Origin of the sequence: Paraburkholderia sp. USG1 (genome assembly GCF_031570135.1) — a bacterium.
GTDB classification, from domain to species: Bacteria; Pseudomonadota; Gammaproteobacteria; order Burkholderiales; family Burkholderiaceae; genus Paraburkholderia; species Paraburkholderia dioscoreae.
Map to the genome: position 1 here is coordinate 92,546 of NZ_JAMWXW010000019.1, position 24,591 is coordinate 117,136.

At 62.3% G+C, this 24,591-nt stretch carries 20 protein-coding genes and 6 pseudogenes; 16 read left to right on the plus strand and 10 right to left on the minus strand.

Features of this window, described 5'->3' with window-relative positions:
- Positions 1–9: 9 nt before the first annotated feature.
- Together NE850_RS24325 and NE850_RS24330 are read left to right on the plus strand one after the other, a co-directional pair.
- Positions 10–873 (plus strand): annotated as a pseudogene (locus NE850_RS24325) (DNA topoisomerase); the annotation flags it as partial.
- Between the two features lie 2 nt (positions 874–875).
- Positions 876–1,235, plus strand: a pseudogene (locus NE850_RS24330) (conjugal transfer protein TraG N-terminal domain-containing protein); the annotation flags it as partial.
- Between the two features lie 39 nt (positions 1,236–1,274).
- Here NE850_RS24330 and NE850_RS24335 read toward each other — a convergent pair.
- Positions 1,275–1,688 (minus strand): putative toxin-antitoxin system toxin component, PIN family, encoded by a 414-nt coding sequence (locus NE850_RS24335; protein WP_012431198.1) that lies wholly within the window; start codon positions 1,686–1,688, stop codon positions 1,275–1,277.
- On the minus strand, positions 1,688–1,960 hold the full coding sequence (locus NE850_RS24340) for a type II toxin-antitoxin system Phd/YefM family antitoxin (protein ID WP_012431197.1): 273 nt from the start codon (positions 1,958–1,960) through the stop codon (positions 1,688–1,690). The genes NE850_RS24335 and NE850_RS24340 overlap by 1 nt, the downstream gene beginning before the upstream one ends.
- A gap of 52 nt (positions 1,961–2,012) precedes the next feature.
- Here NE850_RS24340 and NE850_RS24345 point away from each other — a divergent pair.
- Positions 2,013–2,200: pseudogene (locus tag NE850_RS24345) on the plus strand (TraI domain-containing protein); the annotation flags it as partial.
- Positions 2,201–2,339: 139 nt separating this feature from the next.
- On the opposite strand, the gene NE850_RS24350 reads toward NE850_RS24345, so the two are convergent.
- From NE850_RS24350 to NE850_RS24365, 4 genes are all read right to left on the minus strand, one after another.
- Positions 2,340–2,540 (minus strand): zinc-binding dehydrogenase, encoded by a 201-nt coding sequence (locus NE850_RS24350; RefSeq protein WP_041758165.1) that lies wholly within the window; start codon positions 2,538–2,540, stop codon positions 2,340–2,342.
- Positions 2,541–2,721: 181 nt separating this feature from the next.
- Entirely contained in the window at positions 2,722–3,993 is a 1,272-nt protein-coding gene (locus NE850_RS24355; protein ID WP_223274404.1) for an MFS transporter, read from the minus strand.
- Positions 3,994–4,011: 18 nt separating this feature from the next.
- On the minus strand, positions 4,012–5,172 hold the full coding sequence (locus NE850_RS24360; protein WP_012431195.1) for an L-dopachrome tautomerase-related protein: 1,161 nt from the start codon (positions 5,170–5,172) through the stop codon (positions 4,012–4,014).
- A complete protein-coding gene (locus NE850_RS24365; protein ID WP_012431194.1) occupies positions 5,169–5,546 on the minus strand; it encodes a heme-binding protein in 378 nt (125 codons plus the stop codon). The genes NE850_RS24360 and NE850_RS24365 overlap by 4 nt, the downstream gene beginning before the upstream one ends.
- A 149-nt stretch (positions 5,547–5,695) precedes the next feature.
- Between NE850_RS24365 and NE850_RS24370 the strand changes: the two genes are divergently transcribed.
- Together NE850_RS24370 and NE850_RS24375 are read left to right on the plus strand one after the other, a co-directional pair.
- Positions 5,696–6,760, plus strand: a complete 1,065-nt coding sequence (locus NE850_RS24370) for a LysR family transcriptional regulator (RefSeq protein ID WP_202945178.1) — start codon at positions 5,696–5,698, stop codon at positions 6,758–6,760.
- A 596-nt stretch (positions 6,761–7,356) separates the two neighbouring features.
- Positions 7,357–7,500 (plus strand): annotated as a pseudogene (locus NE850_RS24375) (esterase); the annotation flags it as partial.
- A 101-nt stretch (positions 7,501–7,601) separates the two neighbouring features.
- On the opposite strand, the gene NE850_RS24380 reads toward NE850_RS24375, so the two are convergent.
- On the minus strand, positions 7,602–8,891 hold the full coding sequence (locus NE850_RS24380) for an ABC transporter substrate-binding protein (RefSeq protein ID WP_012431192.1): 1,290 nt from the start codon (positions 8,889–8,891) through the stop codon (positions 7,602–7,604).
- Positions 8,892–9,043: 152 nt separating this feature from the next.
- Between NE850_RS24380 and NE850_RS24385 the strand changes: the two genes are divergently transcribed.
- The 3 genes from NE850_RS24385 to NE850_RS24395 all read left to right on the plus strand — a co-directional run bounded on the left by NE850_RS24385 (position 9,044) and on the right by NE850_RS24395 (position 10,824).
- Positions 9,044–10,138: a LacI family DNA-binding transcriptional regulator gene (locus NE850_RS24385; protein ID WP_012431191.1), complete on the plus strand. Its 1,095-nt coding sequence runs from the start codon at positions 9,044–9,046 to the stop codon at positions 10,136–10,138.
- A gap of 129 nt (positions 10,139–10,267) precedes the next feature.
- A complete protein-coding gene (locus NE850_RS24390; protein ID WP_252888621.1) occupies positions 10,268–10,519 on the plus strand; it encodes a hypothetical protein in 252 nt (83 codons plus the stop codon).
- A 17-nt stretch (positions 10,520–10,536) separates the two neighbouring features.
- Positions 10,537–10,824 carry a hypothetical protein gene (locus tag NE850_RS24395; protein ID WP_012431190.1) on the plus strand — a complete coding sequence of 96 codons (288 nt, stop codon included), beginning with the start codon at positions 10,537–10,539 and terminating at the stop codon, positions 10,822–10,824.
- A gap of 510 nt (positions 10,825–11,334) precedes the next feature.
- On the opposite strand, the pseudogene NE850_RS24400 reads toward NE850_RS24395, so the two are convergent.
- Together NE850_RS24400 and NE850_RS24405 are read right to left on the minus strand one after the other, a co-directional pair.
- Positions 11,335–12,657, minus strand: a pseudogene (locus NE850_RS24400) (aldehyde dehydrogenase family protein); the annotation flags it as partial.
- A 66-nt stretch (positions 12,658–12,723) separates the two neighbouring features.
- Positions 12,724–13,458, minus strand: a complete 735-nt coding sequence (locus tag NE850_RS24405) for an IS6 family transposase (RefSeq protein WP_310699467.1) — start codon at positions 13,456–13,458, stop codon at positions 12,724–12,726.
- Positions 13,459–13,627: 169 nt separating this feature from the next.
- Between NE850_RS24405 and NE850_RS24410 the strand changes: the two are divergent.
- A pseudogene (locus NE850_RS24410) lies at positions 13,628–14,855 on the plus strand (IS91 family transposase).
- An 859-nt stretch (positions 14,856–15,714) separates the two neighbouring features.
- Here NE850_RS24410 and NE850_RS24415 read toward each other — a convergent pair.
- Complete coding sequence (locus NE850_RS24415; RefSeq protein ID WP_310699469.1) at positions 15,715–16,230, minus strand: hypothetical protein; 516 nt, start codon at positions 16,228–16,230, stop codon at positions 15,715–15,717.
- Positions 16,231–16,750: 520 nt separating this feature from the next.
- Here NE850_RS24415 and NE850_RS24420 point away from each other — a divergent pair.
- The 7 genes from NE850_RS24420 (at position 16,751) to NE850_RS24450 (ending at position 24,573) form a co-directional block, all read left to right on the plus strand.
- Positions 16,751–17,353: a cupin domain-containing protein gene (locus tag NE850_RS24420; protein WP_390954667.1), complete on the plus strand. Its 603-nt coding sequence runs from the start codon at positions 16,751–16,753 to the stop codon at positions 17,351–17,353.
- 312 nt (positions 17,354–17,665) lie between these two features.
- Complete coding sequence (locus NE850_RS24425) at positions 17,666–18,844, plus strand: substrate-binding protein (RefSeq protein ID WP_310699471.1); 1,179 nt, start codon at positions 17,666–17,668, stop codon at positions 18,842–18,844.
- 24 nt (positions 18,845–18,868) lie between these two features.
- Positions 18,869–19,702: a branched-chain amino acid ABC transporter permease gene (locus NE850_RS24430; protein ID WP_310699488.1), complete on the plus strand. Its 834-nt coding sequence runs from the start codon at positions 18,869–18,871 to the stop codon at positions 19,700–19,702.
- A 106-nt stretch (positions 19,703–19,808) separates the two neighbouring features.
- Positions 19,809–21,524: an ABC transporter permease subunit gene (locus NE850_RS24435; RefSeq protein WP_390954672.1), complete on the plus strand. Its 1,716-nt coding sequence runs from the start codon at positions 19,809–19,811 to the stop codon at positions 21,522–21,524.
- On the plus strand, positions 21,521–22,231 hold the full coding sequence (locus tag NE850_RS24440; protein WP_310699473.1) for an ABC transporter ATP-binding protein: 711 nt from the start codon (positions 21,521–21,523) through the stop codon (positions 22,229–22,231). The genes NE850_RS24435 and NE850_RS24440 overlap by 4 nt, the downstream gene beginning before the upstream one ends.
- A gap of 19 nt (positions 22,232–22,250) precedes the next feature.
- Complete coding sequence (locus NE850_RS24445) at positions 22,251–23,180, plus strand: DUF1028 domain-containing protein (RefSeq protein ID WP_310699474.1); 930 nt, start codon at positions 22,251–22,253, stop codon at positions 23,178–23,180.
- Positions 23,173–24,573 (plus strand): amidase, encoded by a 1,401-nt coding sequence (locus tag NE850_RS24450; protein ID WP_310699475.1) that lies wholly within the window; start codon positions 23,173–23,175, stop codon positions 24,571–24,573. The genes NE850_RS24445 and NE850_RS24450 overlap by 8 nt, the downstream gene beginning before the upstream one ends.
- Positions 24,574–24,591: the final 18 nt, after the last annotated feature.

The window sequence follows — 24,591 nt, forward strand, 5'->3', positions numbered from 1 at the left end:
GGTCTCGCGATTCTCGACCGCGACCGCGAGATCGCGCGTTTTGTCTCCGTTCCGTTTTGGGCGATCGAGGTCACCCTGTCCGCAGGTGGTGCTTCCTTCATCGCGCACTGGCAACCGCCGCAGGGCTGTACCGACGGCGCCGGCCGCTGCTTGCAGCAGCCCGTCGTGCAGCAGGCAGTCGAGCGTATCCGCGCGGCTGACTCCGCCCAGGTGATCAGCGTCGAGACCGGGCGCGTGCGTGAAGGTCCACCGCTACCGTTCGACTTGGGCACGCTGCAAGAGGTCTGCTCCCGGCAGTTCGGCCTGGACGTGCAGGAAACGCTCGACATCGCGCAGGCCCCGTACGAGACGCACAAGGCGACGACGTACCCGCGCTCCGATTCGGGCCTACCTGCCCGAAAGCATGTTCGCCGAGGTGCCGACCGTGCTCGACAGCCTGGTCAAGACCGATCCGGCCCTGCCCCCACTGGTCGCCCAGCTCGACTGCACCCAGCGCTCGCGTGCCGGGAACGACGGCAAGGTCACGGCGCACCACGGCATCATTCCGACCCTCGAACCTGCGAATCTCGCAGCCATGAGCGAGAAGGAACTGGCCGTCTACAAGCTGATCCGTGCGCATTGCCTGGCACAGTTCCTCCCCCACCACGAGTTCGATCGCACCACGGCGCGGCTCCCCTTCGGCGGACAGAGCCTGGAGGCCGCAAGCAGGTTATCGTGCCGGGCTGGCGCCTGGTGCTGGCCGCCCCGGAACCTGCCGACGAGGAAGGCGAAGCCGGGCCACGTAGCCAGGTGTTGCCGCCGCTGCGCGAAGGACTGGCCTGCCAAATTGGCCAGGTCGATCTGAAGGCACTCAAGACGTTTCCGCCCGAGCCACCGTTCCCAAGCCGGCAGACACTGGCTGGGGAACGACGTACACCGCCCTCAATAATCAGAGCGCGCTGGTGCCGGTCTGGTGGTTCTTCATGCACGCGATCTCGAAGGCCATTACCAGCGCAGCAGTCGCAGCGATTCCATGTGGCACGGACCTCCGGCAAATCCGCATGGACGTGGATGCCGCCCGCATCAACGATCCGGTGGTGCTGGCTCAGGAGTTCGCGGACTTCACGCACGACTGCTACGGGCCGTCGCGCGCCAGGCTCTTCATGAACCGGCCGACGCTGTCCGACACGCAGATGAATGATTTGACCTGGATCGGCTCGAACTACTTCTTCAACACGGGCGGCTCCTACGACACCAACTCTATTTGCGGCCCCGGTGCGTTAACCGCCATGCGATCAGACTCCGTGCCGCTGCCAGAACTCTGCTGGCGTAATGATCGCGTAGCGGTCCGACAAGGCCAACAGATCCTTGTCTCCAGTGACCAGATACTGCGCCTTTGCTGCAATCAGAGTCATCAGCACAGGCTGGTCGGCGGGATCACGCAGCGCCACGTCCTGCTTCGCTTCGGGTTCGACTATGTCGGCCAGGAACATGAAGCTGTCCGCCAGATCGCGGATTTCCACCGGAGTCATCTGGACTTTTGGCAAACGCGGCAATACACGTACCATTTCATCCAGTATGTAATGCGAAAGTGCCACCTCCAGGCCACCTTGCCGCCAAGCCGCAACGATGCGTCCCGGCACACTACCCGGATAGGCCAGCCCCGATACCAGCACATTGGTATCGAGTACGACGCGCAATCCCGACATCAGCGCGCCTTCCGCTCGGCGGCCACGGCAGCCTCGATTTCGGCCAGGCCTTCCTCTGCCGGTACGCCGGCATAGGCATCGTTGATCCGACGGCTCAGGACGTCGAAGCGTTCCTGCATGCGCCGGATGCGGGCAAACAGCTCGGCGTCGACCAAAGCCGCGACCGGCTTGCCGTCTTTGTTGATGACGATGCTGTCGTTGCGGTACTGCACCTGGTTAAGCATCTCGCCCAAGTTCTGCCGGAAGTTCACTGCACTGACTTCAGTAATCATTGCGCACCCATGACCGATATGATTGATATGGTCATTATGGTTAAATTGCGGCATCGTGTCTAGTCCGTCAAGAGTCAGAGGCGCCCCATCGGAACACATCTGGCAACGCACCTCCGTCTCGCGCAGCCAGTTTGCTGCGCTGTACCGCGCGCCGCTGGAGCGCTACGCCGAGCTGGTCCAGCAGTTTCCGCCTCGGAAGGCCACCACCACGCCTATCCCGGGCGCATGCTGGATCACGGACCTAGAGCCGGCATCCCGGCTCTAGGTGCGTTCCTGCCACGCAGGCAGTGATGGCTGCTTCGACCTATGCCTCCGCGCCGGGCTTAGCCTGGGCTATGGCGACGATGGCGATTTCTTCGGAGATTTTGGATTTTCCTCGTCAGGGGCATATATCGATGACGACCTTGCCGATGGCATGGCCTTTTTCGAGGTGGGTATAGGCGGCACTCACATCCGTCAGGGAGAAGCGTGCCGGATCAAGTAACGGCCGGAGCTTACCCCTATCGACGAGCGCCCCGATTTCGCTCAGGATCTCTCCATGGCGAGCGAGACCCTGACCGGCAAGCATCGGCAGAAGCATGAAGATACCGATGAGATCGAGACTGCGGCCGAGGATGACTGACAGGTCATGGGATTCCCATCGCCTTGACGCTCTCGCGGCCATTCAGTTTGTAGGTGCCGAAACCGTTCGCCGGAATCTGGATACCGTCATTCAAGGCAAGCTGCGGAATAGCCGTTTCGATCATCTCGCGCTCCTCGTTTTATTCGTTGGGGGCCGAGAGGGCCGTCGGTTTTCCGCGGGTAACCGACCACCCGAGCGCGCCACGCGCCATGGCCACGACCACGAACAGGCCAACTGCCGCGCAGGCGCTACCGACCGCGAACACGGAGGGGAATCCGAAGGCTGTGGCGAACACCCCTGTCACCGGGCCGGTCAAGCCATAGGCCAGATCCTGGAATGCCGCGAATCCTCCCAATGCGGTCGCACGACTATGGACGTCAACGCGCTTGACGACTTCGACGCCCAAGGACGGAAAGGCCATCGAACAGCCGGCGCCGGTTACGGCAGCGCCCAAAAGCGCCATCGGGGCGGTTGGCGCGAGAAAGAGCAGTGCTTGCCCTACCATTTCAATGGCTAGGGATGCGATGGCAATGGGCATTCCACCATAGCGATCCGGGAGGTGACCGCACAGGACACGAACCAACACAAAAGCACCCCCGAAACAGCTCAATGCGAGGCCCGTTCCCGCCCATCCCCTGGCAGCAAAATCCAGTGAGACAAAAGCGCCGATCGCCGCAAACCCAACGCCCTGTAGCAGCACGGCCAGCCCAGGCTGCCAGATAAGGCCTATCACACTCCAGAATGGCTGGTGCTCGCCTTTCAGGGGCGCCACTCCTGCAACGGGGTACGCAAAGAAGGCGGCGATCATGGGCAGGTGGACGACCACCGTGCCCACATACGTCATACCGCCCCGGTGATAGAGCCAGTAACCGATTGGCGCGGCCAGCGCGATCGCGCCATACATCGCCATACCGGTCCACGCCAGTACCTTGCCAGAACGCGGCTGTCCGACCGTGCCGATTCCCCACCCAAACATGCCTACGATGAGCTGGCTTTCGCCAAACCCCAGCACGAGTCGGCCGACGATCAGCACGAGCAACCTGACCACGCCCGCAGCCGGAAGTTGTGCCGAGAGAACCAGCGCAAGGCCCGAACACCCGCAGAAAAACATGCCACGCAGCATGACAGGGCGCGCGCCCATGCGGTCGACCTGGCGACCGGCTACGCCTCGCGTCAGGATGGTGGCCAGAAACTGGATGCCGACCGACAGACCGACCAGGACATTGCCGAATCCCAGTGTTTTTCCGACGTAAAGAGGAACAACCGGCAACGGCAGGCCAATCGTCATGAAGGTCAGGAATACCGCTGTTGTCAGCGCGGCCAGCGCGCGGGTAGCGCGCCGGGCATCGGCTTGCGCTTGTGGGGCAAGCATCGAGTCAGCCGTAGTAACGGCAGAAGTTTCGTCACGCATGAAAGGCCTTCTTTGGGACTAGGCAACAGGAGGACACGGCTGATCGATCGGCACACGAATCAGGAGGTACGGGGGCACGCGAAGGTCTTTGCCGCCGTTGAATCCCGGGAGCCGGTCCCACTGGCCCAACGTGCAATAGACGTGGGTGGCCGTGGCGAAAATGCCGTCCGGCCATACGATGCGGGGATCTCGCGCGACCACGTCGAGGCGTCCGTCCGGATAACGACGCAGGATGGCATCGTGTTCGCCGGCGGTGAGATAGATACGATCCTGCATATCGGTCGCGAGGCCGTCGGTCATCACCTTCTCACCGTGGTCCACCACGCCGGCTGCAAGGGCCGCATCGGTGGCACCGAAATCGGCCAGCAGGTCGGTCGCGATGCTGTACAGCCTGCGGCTCGTCAACGGCGAGTAGTAGAGTCGCGAACTGTCCGCACTGAGCGTGACGCTGTCCGCGCCCCCCACCGGGAAACCGGGATGCGCCGGGTCGTAACGCAGAGGCCGCCCTTCGAGCACGGCTACGAATCCCTGTTCCGGTTGCGTCGACGGGTGATTGGTCAGCACGCGGCGTTGGCGTTCGGTCGCGATGTCAACCACGACCAGTGCGCCCGATGTGCCGAACGAGGAATCGGCGATGTAGGCGACGCCCTGCGGGCCGTGGGTCAAATCGATGCGCAAGTCGTTCATGTGGCTGTCGGGGCGCATCGCCGGCGGTTTCAGCACGATGCTCGCGATCAACCGATCCGAGTGTGGGTCGACGCCGATCACTTTGGCCGCCCCCGGCGCAATCGGTTGTCCGGCGAGCTTGCCGTCGTCGATCGCCCATAGCCGGCCGCGACTGTCCGTGGTCATGCCGTGAATCGAGATCAGGCGCTGTTCGGGCGGCTTGTCCGAGGGCAGGCTGAGGGCAGCGTTGGGATAGGGAACCAGCACATTGCCCTTCAATTCCGCCAGCGTCGCCTCGCGATGGTTATCAGCGTGCCGGGGGAAACCCACGAACACCCGCCCCTCGGGCGTTACAGCGATGCCGGATGGACCCGGACCAGGAAACGCGGCGACGATCTCGAACGAACCATCCGGTGCTGTGTCGCCGGAGACAGTCCCAGCGAAAGCGGTCGCGTCCAACACCGGTACGAGCGCTGTGCCAGCTGCGGCGGCGATGAAAGTGCGGCGCTTCAATGGAAATCCTGCCTGTATTTATCCACTGCCGCCTGCGCGCACGCTTCGTCCTTGTCGCCCCCCGGGGCACCAGACACGCCGATACCGCCAATCACGGTGCGATCAGCCGTACGTAGGGTCACGCCGCCGGGGATGAAGATCACTTCTGGTTCCGTTGCCAGCACGCCGCCGTCGAGCGGGCCGGCTACCTTCGCCGCGATCAGCTCACTGGTGGAGTCCTTGTTGAAAGCCAGGCCATAGGCATAAGCCGTATAGGCCTTGCGATAGGACACGGAAAGCGATTGCAGCGGCACCGAATCGCCCTTGATGACCGCTTGCTGGTGGCCCGAAGGATCGAGACGGTCGCCGTAACCGAATAGCCACGGCTGGCGCACACCCGTACTGCTTCGCTGGCGAGCACCTCGGCTGTTTGCCAGCGAAGCTTTTGCGTCGTGACCAGGTTGGTGCCCGCCGCGTGTGCAGCAGGGCCCGCAGCCGCGAGCAGGACCGCGGCCGAAGCGGCAGTGGAATAGAGCTTTCTGAGATGACTCATGTCAGCGCACTCACAAGATATGGAAAGCAGGAAGAGGGCATGCCGCAATGCTGCATCGCAATAATCTTCCACTCGCTTTGCATATCGATAAATGGTGTAATTCCGGAAAGAGCTTCCGGAAAGTCCATTAAATCGATGCATGCTGTCACTGAAATGGAGATCTTCGTCGAAGTGGTGCGGCAAGGCGGTTTCTCTGCAGCAGCGCGTAGCCTCAGCCTGGCATCCTCCGTCGTAGCCGATCGTGTGGCCGGTCTGGAAAAGCGTCTCGGGGTGCCGCTGCTGCTAAGGACCACGCGCCGCCAATCGTTGACCGAGGCGGGCGAAGATTACTTTCAGGAGGCCAGCCGCATCATCAACGACGTGAGGACGCTGGAAAGCCGAATTGTCGAGAGCGCGACTGCCGTGCGAGGCACACTTCACGTCACGGCACCGAACCCGCTAGGACTCCGCTGGATTGCTCCGTTCGTCGGACGGTTTGCGGCGAGCTATCCCGATATGGCGACCCAGCTGACGCTGGATGACCACTTTGCTGACATCGTCGCGCAAGGCATCGACATCGCGATCCGGGGCGGCCCCGCCATCGACGCGAACCTGATCGGGCATCACCTGTTCGACACCCGGCGCGTGGTCGTTGCGAGTCCGGCGTACCTGGATGACCACGGCACGCCCCGCCACCCTGACGAACTTGCAGCGCATCGTTGCCTGGTGTTCAACACGCAATCCCATCTTCATGCGGAGTGGCGTTTTGGACGGGGTCCAGCAGCCAGGAAGCTACGAGTGACGGGCTCACTTGCATCGACCAATTCCGCGTTGCCGGTTGCCTGGGCGGTCGCTGGTCTGGGGCTTGTCCAGAAATCCTGGTGGGAAGTTTCGGAACATCTCGCGGCGAGGCGACTGGTGACGGTGCTCGACGCCTTCGAGCCCGAACCTGCAAGCTTCTATGCCATCCATCCCGTCAGTCGCAACAAGTCCCGCAAGGTTGCGCTGTTCGTTGAGGGCCTTGTGTCACTGTTTGCCGACATGGATGGCGGAGTGAGGCTCCCACGAAGGACTTGAAACTGCGCTCTGGAGCTCGCGCACTCCACGCTAACCAGCCGACCTCACGACCGGTCTGGTTGACTTGGCGAGTTGCCTGAAGCCACTGCGACACAGATCTTTGGCGCATGGCTGGCAAATTTACGACTCAGGCATCCGCCATGCTTTTCACTAGCTGAAAGCGGCATTGTTTTGCGCTGCCATCATAGGCGCCCTGCACGGTCTAATCGATTAGATAAGAGAAAGAAATAGCGCCATGGCTACGCAGGCCTTTCGATAGATCGACAGGAGGTGATTTTCGATAGTGCGTGCGCTTATCTGAAGTTCGCTCGACCCCGACCTGGTCGACACCCCCTTCTTCAACAGCAGGGGCACTTCCAGTTCGCATACAGTCGACGCATCATCCAAGCAGCGATCTCCGGCGAGCTCGCCGCATCGGGTTACACGAACGGTAGCCTTGCATCGCGGATTCAAGGCGCACGCATCTGCATTCCGCGCGCGCACTGCTTCGGATGTACTTAGCCTGTACCAGGCTTGGATGTTGGCGTCGAGGGGCTGGGGGTGCGCAACACGCGCAGATCATGTGTGCGTCGACAAGGAGTCGGTTTCGCAACGGCGTCGCGGGCGAATCGGGCGAGATCAGGACGCCCGAACAGGTGCTCGACGCGCGCACGTATCTGGGAACCCCTGCCAGGCAAATCATCAGCCGAACGGTCCCGGGATTGCATATCGGTTTGTTCAGGGGCTCGCGCACGCTTGCCGGCGCATGCTCGCAGCCACGGAAATGCTTCCTGGAGGACGCCCGCCCGTCGAACAGCCCGGGAACGATGTGCCGTCATCCAGGCCATTCAGTGCCACCACTTCAGCGAGTTTTTGCCGCAACGGCGAGCTTGTCCGCGGCTTGCTGCGCGCTTTCGTTGTCGTCGTTCCAGAAGTTGCCGATCACGTCGTAAAAGGCACCTTCCACCGCCGGCGTATCGACCATGTCATGCGCCCACGACGGCACCAGCGTTCCCTTCGCCTGCGCGCTGGTGAAATCGGCAGCGGAACGCTGCGCACAGGTGTCGAACTTCGACAGATCCATGCCTTGCCGCACGGGAATCGAGCCCTTGTTGAGGTTGAATATCTCCTGGAACTTCGGGCTAAGAAGCAGGCTCGCGAGATCCTTCTGCCCCTTCTCGACATCCGCGCTCCTGACCTTGAAGAACGCGAAGCTGTCGACGTTGAACGTATAGGCGTTTTGCGAACCGGGAGCTGGTACGCACAGATAGTCCTTGCCCGGCACCTTCCCGGCTACGCTGAACTCGCCCTTGGCCCAGTCCCCCATGAACTGCATCGCCGCCTTACCGGAGATCACCATGCCGGTCGCCAGATTCCAGTCGCGCCCCGTCTGAGCCTTGTCGGTATAGGCCTTGATTTTCTTGAACGTTTCGAGCGCCTTGACCATGGTCGGCCCCCTGAGGGTCGACTGATCGAGTTGCACGAACGCCTTCTCGTAAAAGGCCGCACCGCCCACACCGAGCGCCACGGTCTCGAAGGTTTCGGCGTCCTGCCATTGCTGGCCACCGATCGCGACCGGCGTGATGCCCGCTTTCTGCAGTGCTTCGGCAGTCCGGAAGAACTCGTCCCACGTGGCGGGCGGCTGCGCGTTCACCTTCTTCAGCGCGTCCGCATTGATCCATAGCCTGTTGACACGATGCACGTTGACCGGCGCCGCTACATATTGTCCCTTGTACTTCATGATGCCCGAAATCTGCGGCGGAATCAGCTTGTCCCAGCCTTCGCGCTTCGCCACGTCGTTGATCGACACGAGCACGCCTTCGTCTCCCCACTCCTGAATGGCGGGCCCCTTGATCTGGGCTGCAGCGGGCGGATTGCCTGCGATCACGCGCGTCTTGAGCGCGGTCATCGCGTTTCCTCCGCCACCGCCGGCAACGGCGAAATCCTTCCAGGTATCGCCTTTTTCATCAAGCATCTGCTTGAGGACCTGGGCCGATTTTGCTTCGCCACCGGACGTCCAGTAGTGCAACACCTCGACCTCCGCGGAGCGCGCCGCCCCGCAGGCAAGGACCGCCGCGACGCCGAGCGCGTAGACCGTGAGCTTTGCGGTCCGGCCGGCCGGTTTGGGCAGGTTGCCTCGTTGGGTTCGCATCTGGCTTGTCTCCTTGCATTGTCGTGTTTTTCATGTTGCCCCACGCGGATGTTAGCGATAACAGACAACGGCGCCCTATCGGGATGAACCCTGCCCCAATCCCGCGCTTTCCTGGGCTTTCCATCCGGCACAGGCGAGGTGATACTCGCGTGATGAAAGACAAACCGACTCGCGCGGCAAGACAGCCCCGAACCCATCCGAGCCCAGGCAACGCCACGACCGCGACACCTCATGAACCCACGCGCCGCAGGCTAAGCGGACGCGCGACGATCGCCGACGTCGCGGATCTCGCACAAGTCAGCACAATGACAGTATCGCGTGCCCTGAAGGATCCGGCGCAGTTGTCGCCCGAAGCGCGTGCCCGTGTGGAAGCGGCCGTCACTGAACTCGGCTATGTCCCCAACCATGCGGCACGCACGCTCGCCACGTCGCGCTCACACGTCGTGGCCGTGCTGGTACCATCCTTGTCGAATACGGTTTTTGTCGATACGCTCGCCGGCATCCAGGATTGCCTGGGGCCGGCTGGTTATCAGATTTTAATTGGCAATACTGGTTATTCTTCCGGGAAGCAGGCGGAACTTGTCTCGACCTATCTCTCGCACGCACCCGACGGCTTTCTCGTCACCGGCATCGACGGCTCTGAAGCCATCCGCCAACGCCTGGCTGCGGCACGTGTGCCCGTGGTTCATATGTACGATCTGAGCCGCACTCCCGGCGAATGGTCGGTGGGTTTTTCGCAGCAGCGCGCGGGCTTCACCCTCACGAAGTATCTGCTCGAACGCGGCTACCAGTGTCCGGGATTCGTCGCGGCGCAGCTGGACCCGCGCACCATGCAGCGTCGTGCCGGCTTTCGCCGCGCGCTGCGCGAGGCGGGTCTCGACCCCGATGTCGAGATACTGACTGACGAACCGTCGAGTGTCGGGCTCGGCTCGAAGCTGCTCGCGCAGATGCTGTCGCATGCTCCCGCATGCGACGCAATTTTCTGCTGCAACGACGATCTCGCGCTCGGCGCACTCTTCGAGTGCCAGCGGCGCGGCATTTCTGTACCGGGCCGGATTGCGATCGCGGGATTCAACGATCTGCCGCCTTCCGCATGGTCGACCCCGTCGCTGACGACCGTCACGACGCCACGCTACCAGATCGGCTTCGAGGCCGCGCGACTGTTGTTGCAGATACTGGACGGACACCCTCCCGAGAGGAGTTGCATCGATCTGCGGTTCACGCTCACGCCGCGGGAAAGTGCCTAGGAAAACGGATGTGTCTATGGATTGCCTTTGAAGCCCGTCAAGAAGACGAAGCGCGTGCATCTCGCCTCTGACTGCGGGGGGCGGTCGCGCTGCCGTTATACATCGCGCCCGGGCACGTACGCGAAATTCGTGCCGCTGGCTGAATTCATGGCGTTGCCGGTTGAGATTCGATGCGTCGAGTGCTCGCGCAAAGCCGTTGCTATATCGACGCCGGCAGCGGATACGGGCTTTCGCGGTGGCTATTTCTGCGCGGTTGCCGCGCTGCTGCGCCAGGAGGACGGTGCAACTGGGGCGGTTCGCAGCTTGCTCAGACAGGGCGGAACCCCAGAGGGTATCGAAGTATATGCCCTTGCCCTGATTCGCGAACACGGTCTTATGTGAGAATTCGGAAGAGCGAAATGACCATTATCTTTGTGATTTGTTTGCTCGTTGCGTTTGTCTTAATCGCACGAAGGTCTCCCGCTTTCATGACTTGGGCTGGAAAGAACCAACTTGCGGCAGGCGCTATTGGCTTGCTCGTGTTCGGCGGTGCGCTTCTAACACTGAAACACGTCTCAACGGCAGACGGTCTCCAGCAGAGTTACGTGTCCAAGAGCGTGACACAGGGTTCCGCAGCGCCTGCTGAGACTCATACGACGATGCATGACGCTTTGCCGTTTCATGTGTTCTCGCAGGGCCATGACTGATCTAGTTGGCCATCGGGCGGGCCCCCGGGGGATGAAAGCGGTTTAAGGTGGCCAAAGCGTAGTATGGAAACGCGGCGGTGATCGAGTTCGGTTCTTGCCTGGTGCCCCGAGCCCGTAGCCTGATTGGACCCGCAGTCCTGCGTGCACCCCGAATTTTGACCACGGGCGAGGTCTTCCCCGAATCGAGAACGAGGACTCCTGCCACCTATCGTCCGGCAGGAGTTTCCACGGACATCCTCCATCCCCACCGTGCAGGACTGGACGTCAACAAGGACACGATTGTGGCCACCATGCGGTGCGTCTCGACACCTGAGCTTGGACGAACCCCGGAATCTGTACGCGCGTAGTACGCGATCGCGACTGCGATCGCCTCACCTGTCGACGGGTTCCGGGATATGGTCTGCATTCTTCCGGCAACAAACGAACTCACCCCTGCCCCATGTCTCAGCTACGCTTCACAACAGGGCACCGTGTAGCCATCGAAGATTGGGAAAACTGTGACGAAGCGCCTCACCCAGCTGTTTCCGCAAGCTTGTCGAGACCCGCAATCGCTCCTTCGTTCGCAAGTAGCGCACGCTTGCGAACGTAGCGCATGATGCTCGTCGCGCCATACCGTGAGCCACCCATCCCCGATTGCTTGAACGCGGTCTTCTCGCCGTCGAACATCATCACGCGCGGCAGCTCGGTATCGTTAATGCTGACGCCGCCCGCCTCCATCTTCGTCGCGAAATCTCCGGCGGTATGCGTGTCGGGGCCGAACACCGCGCCGCTTAGTCCGTAGATCGAATCGTTCATCAACTGCTCGGCCTGCGCATCGCAGGAAAAGCGCATGACGGGTACGATCGGTCCGAACGTCTCTTCCGTCATCAGCTTCATGCTGTGATCGACGTTCGCGACAATGGTCGGATCGATCCACACGGCGCCATCCACCGTTTCGCTCTTGCCGCCGAGCTTGATCGACGCCCCCTTGTCGAGCGCATCCTGCAGTTGCGCGTCGATGATGGATGCCTGCCGCTCGAAGATCATCGGACCATAGTGGCCGCCGTCGCCCATCACCAGGCTACGCCGCAAATTCCCGGCCTGTGTGCAGAGTTCGTCGACGAGCGCGTCGTATAGCGATTCGTCCGCATAGACACGCTCGATCGCGTAGCAGACCTGCCCGGAGTTGTAGAGTGCACTGCGCAGGATGGCGGTGGCCGCGCGCTTCACGTCGGCTCCTGCGAGCACCACAGCAGCGTCCTTGCCGCCGAGCTCGAGGAAAGCGGGGATAAACGCCTGCGCCGCCACGCTCGCGATCTTTTTCCCGGTTGGAACGCTGCCGGTGAACACCACCGCATCCGACTGTGCGACAAGTGCTGCCCCGGTTTCCGCCCCGCCGCTCACGAGTGTGAGCACGCCGCGCAGCGCGGGCACGGCTTCGATCGAGCGGCGCAGCGGCTCGATGAAGCGCGGCGTGATTTCGCTCGGCTTGATCACTACGGACGCGCCCGCCACCAGCGCTGGAATCGCATCGATGAATGACAGCACCAGCGGAAAATTCCACGGGCTGATCACACCAACGACGGGGTAAGCGGGATAGGTAACCTTGAACACGATATCCGGATGCGCGTCGAGCTTGCGAAACGGCGTCGCGAGTACGTTCGGCGCATGCTCGCAGAAACCATGGATAAAGTGGATTACAGCCCCCAGTTCTTCGGCAGAGATGCGATGGCGCGCAGTGTCAATCGACAGTGCGGTAACGATGTCGTTGCCATGCGCCTCAAGCTGCGCGGCCCATTCCAGCAGTGCCGCGATGCGGTGCGGCAACCCGCCGGCCTCCCACGCGCGCTGCGCTGCGCGCGCGACGGCTTTGTCAACTTACCGAGAGTGAGACGGCACGGCGGCAGATACGACTACTGGTCAGAAAGCAGTCGACGGATTTTGGGCGAGTTCGGCGAAGTCGCGCCATGCAACGAACCGAGCTGCGAGTTGTTTGCGATAGAGTGAAGCACGCAGCAGATGCCGCTTGAGCGCGAAATGTTGTCGGATCGGCCCGAAGCACGAGAGAAATTTCTGTGTGCGGTTAGGGTCGCGAAAGCCGCGCATGCGCCGCTCGCGCTCGCGTGTCGGTTGGTGGCTATTCTCCGCGCGGTTGTTCAGCCGAGCTGCCGCTTTGACGAACACATGCTTCACGTTCGCAAGCTCCGGGATCTCGGCTTTTGCCGCCGGATAGCTGCGCAATTGATCGGTGACGATCTTGCGCGGCACCGGGCTCGAACGCAGCACACGCTTGAAGAAGCGTTTGGCGGCAGCCTTGTCGCGCCGCTTTTGCACCAGGATGTCGAGTTCGGCGCCATGCTCGTCGACCGCACGCCACAGCAGATACGGTTCGCCACGCAGGGTGACGAACATCTCGTCGAGGTGCCACGTGCTACCCGGCTTGCGCCGCGCGGCTTTCATCCGGTGAGCAAAGCCCTTGCCAAACTTGTCGCACCAGCATCGGATCGTCTCGTATGTCACGATCACCCCACGCTCGAAGAGCAGTTCCTCGATGTCGCGCAAGCTCAACTGAAAGCGGAAATACCAGCGCACAGCGCAACTGATGACTCCGGCTGGAAAACGGTGACCGTGATAGAGCGATTTCGATTTCTTCATCCCGCCATCTTACGTGACTGACACAACAACCTGACAACGCCTTCTCGACTACTGCGCGCTACCTGAAGGTTGCAACGAGTACAGTGTGCGCAACCTCGAGCCCGTTCGATTCTCTGGCGCATCCGGGACTCTCACCCGAGCCGGCTCCGCCCAAGCAGATCTGACCTGAATAATGAGGCCGGCGCTTGAAGTCGCGGGCATCTTCGGCCGCTGCGGCCTGCAATATCGGCACACCCATGCCGATACGCTTAATCGGGCGCAGCGACGCACAAATGAGCGCTATCGAGCTATGTCGAACCGCCGCGCTGGGCGGACATGTTGAGCAATGCGATACGTGCGGTCATCAGCGTATTGCCTACGACTCGTGTCGCAATCGCCACTGTCCGAAGTGCCAGTCGTTTGCTCGCGCAAAATGGATCGAACGTCGGCGCGCCGAACTACTTCCTGCGGTCGCATATTTCCACGTCGTCTTCACGTTGCCCGAAGCCGTTGCGACGATCGCGTATCAGAACAAGAAGCTGGTTTATGACATCCTATTTCGCGCCAGCGCCGAGACAATGCGCACGATTGCCAGCGACCCGAAGCACCTGGGTGCCGAGATCGGCTTCATCACGGTCTTGCATACCTTGGGCCAGAATCTGCTTCACCACCCGCACGTTCATTGCGTCGTTCCGGGCGGCGGTATTGCACCTGACGGCGAACGTTGGATCGCCTGTCGCCCCGGCTTCTTCCTGCCGGTTCGGGTGCTCTCGCGCCTCTTCCGCCGACATTTCCTGGAGCAATTGCACCGCGCATTTGCTGCGGGCGCGCTGCGCTTCCTCGGTCACCTCGAACCGCTGCGTAATGCCCGGGCCTTCGGTGCATGGCTTGCGCCGGCCGCCCACACGGAGTGGGTCGTCTACGCGAAACCACCGTTTGGCGGCGCCGAGCACGTCCTCGATTACCTGGGCCGATACACGCATCGCGTCGCGATCTCAAACGACCGGCTGCTGAGCTTCGATGGTGAGTCGGTGCGTTTCCGGTGGAAGGACTACCGGCATCAATCTCGCCAGAGCATCATGACGCTCACGGCTAACGAGTTCATCCGCCGCTTCCTGCTACACGTGCTGCCCGACGGTTTCAAACGTATTCGCAGCTACGGGTGGCTCGCGAATCGACATCGGGCGACTCGTCTCGCTACCTGCTGGCGCCTGCTGGGCGCCCAGCCTCCCGCTATTGCTTCATCTCGTCGCGACGAGGACTATCATGATCTTTACCTAAGGCTCACGGGCAAATCACTACGTGATTGCCCAATGTGCGCGAAGGGACACATGATCCGCATCGAAGGCGCGGCACCTCGCAACACGTCTTGCATCCTCCTCGCGCGAGCTCCTCCGGATCATGCTCATGTGCATTGATCGGCGCGCACGCCATCCTCGAGAACGTTGGTCTTCGTCCAGGCACCCAACGCCTTTCAGCTCGCGCCGGCAATTCGCTCCCGTAGCAGACGCCTTGAAATTTCGGCTCACCTGCCTAATGAAGCTCGCGTACCGAAGGTCCTCGCACCGCAGATTTGCAGCGATCGCCGCCAAGCGAGGTGCGATAGTCGAGCTCTGGGCATTGCCCCGCACTGCTCCTTCTATTCAATGCCCATAGCGGTCACCGCCCATGGAGCGGTTCAGCACATACGATCTTTTGTTTATCGCTCGCGGGCGATTCTATCGCTTTCAGTTACGCGTCTGATGGCGCGACAGATAAACAAAAATCCTCTCCCTAATAGTGCGTTTTGTGTGGTTTCCTCCTTTCCGGCGTCGCTCGCCGCTCTGCCCCGTCCGGCGGACTTCTGACGTTGAAAAATGCAGTCGTCCGGCTCCGATTTGGCGCTCATAGCGCCCGCCGGTATCAATATCCGGTCACCTGGGCGTATTCAAAACAAATACTGTGAGCCCTCTTCTCTGCGGCGGTCGTCGACGGTCGCTTACAACGGTTGCCATGAATATCCTCCTGTCGTTATTGAATTCGGATCGCGAATTGCAAGGCCGAACGCGTCCCGCGCCCTAACTAAAGAGGGGCGCCGCACGCGGCTGGCGGAGCACGTCAGACGGAGGACTACCAGCCGGCAGACGGATTTGAGCGGCCTTCGGGCGCGTCGAAACCTTTGACGCGATAGAAGGCTGTTGAAGACGATCCAGCTCAGCACGAACATGCCGATGACCGAATAGCCGATTAGGCAGAAGTTGTTGTTGTGCTCACCAACCAAGTTTCAAAACGGGGCGCTCAAATAGAGCTTGCGCACAGGCTTAACGAACGCCCAGCCATAGCGCCGTGCATGAGCACACTATCGGTGCTATTTAGCGTCCTGTCCGGCGTGAAGAGCACGGAAACACGAGGATCTACCAGAATGGAAAAACCCTGCGACGCGCCGGCCGCCGAGATGCCAAGCAGACTGATTTCGGTCGCCGTGTGGAAGCCGAGACCAAACAGAAAGCCCAGTGGATGCGTGTGCCAGCTCTTGGTGACAAGCCGGAGGACGGACCGAAATGCGTGCGAGGAAACCCTGGTTCGCCCGCACCGGATCAATGTTCTCTTCCGTGCACGGCTCACCACGGCGCACGCGCCCGAAGGCATCAGTGACCGAGCAAAGATAAGGTTCATTAATGCGATGGCGGCGTCGCGCCATTGGCTTTTCATCTTGTCGGCGATTTGCTGGCCAAGGGCAGTTCTTGCTGTCCTGCGTACCTCGGTAAAGCCGATCCCATTACCCAGTTCTCTGTAGTTGAACCGAAACCACAATCGACGACTTCAAATTCGCGCGCTCAGGATCTTTCATTTTTGATCGCGGCGCGTGCTTGGTGCATATGCGCGGCGGCGGTGCTCAATGACATCCATCACAGTGCGTGTTGCGAACAAATAGCGCGACGTTGTGCGGAATCCATATGGCACGCCATTCGCTTCACGCATTCAAGTCACTTGAATGCTGTTCGAAATCCTCGGGCAGACTCTCGCGAAGACCAAATGCATCGAGCTGATACTCCCAAACGTCGCGCGATTCATACAGAAGCAGGCTGTCCGCATCGCGAGCCCCATAGTCTGCGGGCCGGTCGCCGGTGGAGGGCTAGCTCGCCTTACCACCGGCGCGTATCACGAAGCGATGCACCCTGCCGGTTACGCTCTCTCTACGATGTGTTTCGCGCCGGACCGGGACGGCATCGGCCGTCATCCTGCCGGACATACCGAGACTTCGCGGCTTGTCTCGGCCGCGCACGCTGTGACAACACTGGTTTTCGAAGGCTCCGAATGACAGTCGTCTCTCATGCCCTCTAAAACGACAGGGCAGGTGCCCAGCGTCATCGATGGACTTGATAAGGCGGAATTTCCATCGGCTGTGCTCGCCTTACGCTTGCGGCATGCACGACGCGTGGCGGGTCTGACCTTGCTACAACTCGGGCAGAAAGCGCAGTGTTCAGAAAGCCTCATTTCGAAGATCGAGAACGGTAACGCCACGCCATCGCTCGCTTCGTTGCATCGGCTTGCCGTGGCGCTAAATACGAACATTGCGGCGCTCACAGCTCCTCTCACGCCGCCGCCGGGTCCCGTGATGCGAAGCGGCGAGCGTCCCATCGTAAAAGGAGCAATCTCGCTGGAGCGAATCACCCTGCCGGCAGATAACGGTTTGCTTCAGGCGAACGTTCACATCATTGCGCCGGGCGTAACGACGGACGGCATGATTGAGCACGCTGGCGAAGAGGTTGGTTATGTTCTCGAAGGCATGGTCGAGTTGTCGCTGGGCGACCAGACGTATCGCCTAAGTGCCGGCGACAGCTTCAATTTTTCGAGCGACCTGCCGCACGGATACCGCAATCCCGGCGACGTCGTGGCGAAGGTCCTTTGGGTAAACACGCCGGCGACTTACTGAGGCCGAAGTCCCGGCGTCCGCATTGGCCGCGACGTTGGTTCCTCGGCACGGTGCATGCATTGCGCCCGAACGGTGCCGCAAGCGCCTTTGCAGTGCCTTCCGTATCGATGCGCTGATGTGTGCGCCGCGTGCAAATGGCTGAAAGCGCCGCAAAATAAAGGCGGTTTCAGTGCAGCGGCTCATTGGCACAATATTTGCAGTTGATTCCAGCGCCTTGAACAGCTTGAAAATGCTTGGAAAGAGGCCGTCCGGAAACGAACACGCCCTCATTGCCGATATGCGCGATCCACTCACACCCAGGAAACACAGACAATGAAGCTTCGCTGCTCCCCGTTCCACGCGGTTTGCGCCCGTATTGCACTGGCCGTCTCGTCGGTTGCGCTTTGTCATGCGGCTTACGCCGCAGACCCGATCAAGATCGGCATTCCCGTCGGTCTTAGCGGCGCGAACAGCGTAGTCGCGCCCTCGGTCGTGCAGGCGGCCCAGCTCGCCGTCGACGAGATCAATGCGAAAGGCGGCGTGCTCGGGCGTCAGCTCGCGCTCGAAGTGGCGGACGACGCAAGCGGCGCGGCTGGCGCGCAGAAAGCCTACGACTCGCTCATCTTCGACAAGAAGGTGAATGCCCTCATTGCGATGGAAACCAGCGCGGCGCGCAACGGCGGTTTGCCGATCGTCACGCGCGGCAAGGTGCCGTTCATCTATACCTCGTTTTACGAAGGACGTTCTTGCAACCGCTATATGTATGTCGACGCGTGGGTGCCGGACCAGCAGGTCGCACCGATCGTTGACTACTTCGGCAAGCAATACAAGGCAAAGACGTTCTTTCTGATCGGGAGCGACTACGCGTTCGGCCGAGGCATGCTCGATTTCACAAAGACGTATATCGAGAAGCACGGCGGCAAGGTCGTCGGCAACGAATATCTGCCGATGGACGGCTCAGACTGGACGCCGATCATCAGCAAGTTGCAGGCGGCAAAGCCTGACGCGGTCATCACGTCGACCGCGGGCGGCGCACCCAATGTCACGCTGACCAAGCAGCTACGAGCGGCGGGCGTGAAGATTCCCTACGGCAACCTGGCGGTCGACGAGGGCACGGCCAAGAGCATGGGCGCGGACGCGGACGGCATCTACATTTCAGGTTCCTATGTAACGAACATCGACACGCCCGCCAACAAGCAATTCCTCGCCGCGATGAGCAAGCGTTTCGGTGCCGATATGAAGACGCCGAACGATCTTTCGGTTCCTGAGTACGAAGCGGTTTACCTGTACAAGGCAGCGGTGGAAAAGGCTGGTTCGGTGGATACGGTTAAGGTCATTCCGGCGCTTGCGCAAGTGAGCTTCGACGGTCCGCGAGGCCACATTCAGATGAACAAGCAGCGTCATACTCCGCTTACGATGTATCTCGCGCAGGTACAGGCAGACGGCTCGCTGAAGGTCATCGAGTCGGTAAAGAACGTAGATCCGGGTGAACAGTGCCCTAACCTTAAGTAAGCACGACGGGGCCGCAATTCGATGTTGAATCTATTGCTCGATGTCGTCACCACTGCGGCGATCCTCTTTACGGTGGCTGCCGGCCTGTTGATGGTCTTCGGCGTTATGAAGATCATCAACTTTTCGCACGGCGCATTTCTGACCGTCGGCGGCTACGCGAGCGTGGTGGTGGCGCAAGCGGGGCTCAACTGGTGGTGGAGCCTGCCGTTTTCGCTGGTCGTCGGGTTCCTGCTCGGCATGGCAGTGGAACGCTTCATCGTGCGGCCGCTCTATAACCGCCCGCTCGATGCGATCCTCGCAACCTGGGGGCTCGGCATTATCGTCGGGCAACTCATCACGCTCGCGTTCGGACGTGGCGTGCAGATGATCGCCAGCCCCGTCAACGGCGCGATACCGGTGCTTGGCACGCAATACTCCGCTTACCGGCTGCTTTTGATCGTCGCGGCACTGATCGTGGCGCTGGCGCTCGGCTGGCTGCTCAACGGCACGCGGTTGGGGCTGCAGACCCGCGCAGTCATCATGAACGAGGGGCTCGCGCGCGCGCTCGGCATCAGCAGCAGCCGCGTGCGTTTCCTGACCTTCTGTACCGGGGCGGCGCTGGCAGCAGCAGCGGGCAGCTTGATCACGCCGCTCTCCAGCGTCGATCCCAACATGGGGGTGGCGTGGGTGGTCGGCGCGTTCATGCTCGTGCTGGTCTCGGGGTCGTCGCTCGTCAGCCTGGCAGTGGCGAGCGTCGTGCTGGGCGGCGCGCAGGTGCTCGTCAGCACCTTTGTCAATCCGGTGCTCGGCGGCTTGACGATTGCCGTTCTTGCGGCTTTGTTGCTGCGTTTCCGTCCTGAGGGTTTTGCACGTGGCTGACCGTCCCGTTTCTCTTCCGCTCGCCGCGCGCGGCGCGACCGCGTGGAGCTTGCCCGTCGCGGTCGGCGTCGTCGCGCTGGTGCTGATCGCCGTGGGCAGTGTGACGATGCCCGCGTTTCTGATCAACAACCTTATCCGCGGATTCCTCTATGCGGTCGTCGCCATTACCGTCGACCTGCTGTGGGGCTATGCCGGCATCCTGACGTTCGGACAGTCGGCGTTCTTTGGCATCGGTGCCTATGCGGCGGGGCTCATCTTTACGCACGTCGGCTTTTCATTGCCGCTGGCGGCCGGCGCACTTGCGGCAAGTGTCGTCGCGGCGTGGGTGGTGTCGCGCATCATCGGATGGCTGGCGTTTTATCACGGTGCGTCGCCGCTGTATGCGTCCGTCGTGACGCTCGTGCTGCCCATCGTGCTCGTGCAGGGTATCTACTCCGGCGGCGAGTTCACCGGATCGAGCAGCGGCCTGTCGGGCTTCGAGAGCTTCGACATCCCGCTCGAGGCGTGGTTCTGCATCACGGGAACGATGCTGGTGGTGGTCGCCGCATTCGCGTGGCTGTTCGTGCGCAGCGACGCGGGCCAGTTGCTGGTCGCGATTCGCGAGAACGAAGTGCGATGCGAATACCTCGGCATCGATATTTCCCGCTACAAGCGCAAGCTTTCGGATGTCGCCGCGATCATCGCCGCGCTCGCAGGGTTCCTGTTCGCCTGCGTGCAGATGGTGGTCGCGCCGGAGTATGCGGGCTTCGTCTTTGGCACCGAACTGGTCATCTGGGTTGCACTCGGCGGGCGCGGCTCGCTGATCGGCCCGATCTTCGGCACCATTCTGATCGATGTTGGCAGCGCGTATCTCAGCGGCAGCCTGCCGTACGTCTGGACCTTGCTTGTCGGCGTGGCGTTCGTCGTCGTGATCGTGGCGATGCCGCGCGGACTCGGGCCTATCGTCGCGGCTGCCGCGCGGCGTGCCGTGCCGGTGCGAGCGCGCCGAAAGCCGCTGGCGATGACATTCACCGCCACGCCCGAGCGCGCCCGCAACGACTCCGGTGCGCGCGTACCGGCGCTTTCGGTGCACGACGTGCGCAAGCACTTCGGCACACTCAAGGTGCTGGACGGCATTACGTTCAAGGCGCATGCGGGTGAACTGCTGAGTCTTATCGGTCCGAACGGGGCGGGCAAGAGCACGCTGATGCGCTGCATCGCGGACGGCTCCGAACGCTCGGACGGCACGGTCGAACTCGGCGGCACCGATATCCGCAAGCTCGCGCCATACGACTGCGTCGCACTCGGCGTGGGCCGCAAGTTTCAGACAGCGACCGTGTTCGATTCGCTCACGGTGGGCGAAGCGTTGCGCGTCGCGCGGTACCGGATCGAACCGCCGTCGCGCTGGCGGCGCGAAGCAACGCTTGCGCTGCCACAGCCCGCGCTCGATGTCCTGCGCCTCACTGGCCTCGATCGCATGGCGGAGCGCGAATGCCGTTATCTGTCGCATGGACAGAAGCAGGCGCTGGAACTGGCAATGGTGCTCGCGCTCGAACCGCGCACCATTCTGCTCGATGAGCCGACGGCGGGCCTGACGAAACAGGAGCGCACGCAGATCGGCGAGATCTTTGTGTCGCTGTCGACTCGCTATGCGCTGTGCCTGCTGCTGGTCGAACACGACCTGGAGTTCGTGCAGCAAATCAGTTCGCGCATCATCGTGTTGCACCAAGGACGCATCGTGATGGACGGGGGCGTGGACGAAGTCGTCAAATCCGAACTTGTGCGCGCGGTGTACGCCGGAGAAACGCACGCAGCGCACAGTGCAGCAGGAGATCAGGCATGAACGCGCAGCCGATCGTCAAAGCGACCGCGCTGAAAAGCGGTTACGGCGAGGCGATGGTCCTCAAGGGTATCGACCTGAGTCTTCAGCGCGGCGACGTCGTGGCCGTGCTCGGCAAGAACGGCATGGGCAAGTCGACGCTCCTCAAGACCTTGATGGGTTTCATCAAACCGGCGGCGGGCGAGATCGCCTACTTCGGCGAACCAGCGGCCTCTCTCACGCCGAACCGGGTCGCCCGTCTCGACGTGGCCTACATTCCGCAGGAAAAGGCATTGTTCCAGGACCTGACCGTGCAGGAGAATCTGCGCCTCGCGCTGCCGCGCGACCGCGACTTCGGCCCGAAATTCGAGCGGATCCGCGACCATTTTCCGTTTCTTGCCGAGCGCATGAAGCAGAAGGCCGGCACCCTGTCGGGTGGCGAACAGAAGATGCTGCTGGTCGCGCGCGCCCTGATTCGCCAGCCGAAACTGATTCTCATCGATGAAATCACGGAAGGCATGCAGCCTTCAGTGATCGAGCGGCTCACGCGCATTCTCGTGCGCGAACGCGATACCGCAGGCACGGCGATGGTCATCGTCGAACAGCATGTGCAGTTCGCCTTTGCCGTTGCAAACCGCTTCGCGGTGCTCGAGCTGGGCGAGATCCCCGCGCAGGGCGCGACAGCCGACCCGGCGGCGGCAACCACCGTGCAGCGCTACTTGTCACTCTGAGACCGACTGGACACTCGACATGACGTTTTCGATCGTTGGACGTTGCGCCCGCACGGGTGAGCTCGGCGTCGCCGTCAGCACGGCGGTGCCGGCGGTCGGCTTGATGTGCCCGTACTTGCGTGCGGGAGTCGGTGCGGTATCGACGCAATCGTGGGTCAATCCTTATCTCGCAATGCACGCGCTCGACAGCCTGGAACAGGGCGACAGTGCCGACGCCGCGCTCGAGCGCGTGCTGCGCACGGACTCGGCTGCGGCGCTCAGGCAGATCGGCATCGTCGACGCTCAAGGACGTAGTGCGGTATGGACCGGCAGCGACTGCACCGCGTGGGCGGGACACCGGCGCGGCGCGGATTACACCGTTCAGGGCAACATGCTCACGGGCGCCGAGACCGTCGAAGCGATGGCCGACGCATTCGAATCGCGCGCCGGGGAAGCACTCGACGAACGCTTGATGGCCGCGCTCGAAGCAGGCCAGGCGGCGGGCGGCGATCGGCGCGGACGGCAGTCGGCGGCGCTGCGCATCGTTCGGACCGAAACCTATCCGGCGCTCGATCTACGGGTCGACGAACACGCCCAACCGGTCGCCGAATTGCGCCGGGTGCTGGCCGTGGCGCGCCATCAACTCATCCCGTTCATCGACGCCATGCCGACACGCGACGATCCTGGCCGTGCCCCACCGTCGGAGGTCACGCAATTGTTGCTGAAGGCACCGGCGGCCCGCCCGGGCGGGGCGGACGCCATGCATGCTCAGGCGGCACAGGTGCTCGCGCGATGGATGGGGGCGTCGTTCACGCCGGACCGGCTCGCGCATAACCTGACGTTGTACGGCGGCATCCTCGCGGAGATCGAGCGCTTGCGTGAAATCGATCTGGCCGGGTTGCATCCGGCGGTCGTCTTCGAGCCGGTGCGCAGCCAGCTTGCGGGCACGCGCAAAGGCGACCATGTCTGACGCGCTGCAGGAACTGGACATGACCGAGGTGGCCGAGCGGATCGCCGCCGGCACCTTGTCGAGCGCGACTGTCACCGAGGCGACGCTCAGCCGCATCGGCAGGCTCGACGGTGATCTCAAGGCGTTCGTTCACGTGAATGGCGAAGTCCTCGCCGCCGCCGTTCGCTGCGACGAGGAAGCCGCTGCCGGACGTTTGCGCGGGCCGTTGCACGGCGTGCCGGTAGCGGTGAAAGACAACTATCTGAGCGTCGACATGCCGACGACGGCGGGTAGCCGCGCGCCCGGCTATCGATGGCCGATGGAAGACGCGGCAGCCGTGGCGCGTTTGCGTGACGCCGGCGCGATCATGCTCGGCAAGACGCGCACACACGAATTTGCGTGGGGCACCGAAACGCCGCCGACCACGAATCCCTGGGACCGCTCGCGCATTCCGGGCGGCTCGAGCGGCGGCTCCGGCGCGGCGCTGGCGGCGCGGCTCGCGTATGCGGCACTCGGCTCGGATACCGGCGGCTCGATCCGCATCCCGGCGAGCTTGTGCGGTGTCGTCGGGCTGAAGCCGACGTTCGGCCGCATCAGCCGGGCGGGCATCGTGCCGCATAGCTGGTCGCTGGATCATGCGGGACCGCTTGCCCTGAGTGTTCGCGACGCCGCGCTGCTGCTGCAGGTGCTCGCAGGCTACGATCGCAACGACGCCGCGAGCGCCGACGTGCCGCTACCCGATTTCTCCGCGCAACTGGCGGCGGGCGTGGGCGGCCTGCGCATCGGCGTGTGCCGCAACCACTTCTTCGGACAAAACGAGGCGGACGTCGAACGCAGCGTCGAAGCGGCGATCGGCGAGCTCGCTGCGCTCGGTGCCGAGATCGTCGAATTCGAGGTGCCGAACCTGAAGTACGGTCTTGGCGCGATCTACGCGATCGAGTTGGCGTCGTCAGCGGCGTATCACGACCGTGCGTTGCGCGACGGCGCCACCTCCGCGATGGCGAACGATGTCCGGGGGCTCGTTGAGATCGGGCGGCTCGTGTCGGCGGCGGATTATCTGCGCGCCGAGCAGTTGCGCACACAGCTCATCCGCGACTTCGGGGCGGTGCTGGAACGCGTCGATGTGATCGTGACGCCCACGTCGCCCGTGACGGCTTGGAAGAGCGGCCAGGAAGCCGTCATCACAGGCGGTCTCGAGGAAAGTCCGCTCGCGGCGTCCTGGCGTCTCACGTACCCGTTCAACCTGACCGGGATGCCGGCCGTATCCGTGCCGTGCGGCTTCGACCAGCGCGGCTTGCCCATCGGCCTGCAGATCGCCGGCGCGCCATTCGACGAGGCCACCATGCTGCGTGTCGCCGCCGCCTACGAAGGCGTGCATCGCTGGCATGCGTGTGTTCCGCCGATGACGTCCTGAGCCGAACCACACTACCGG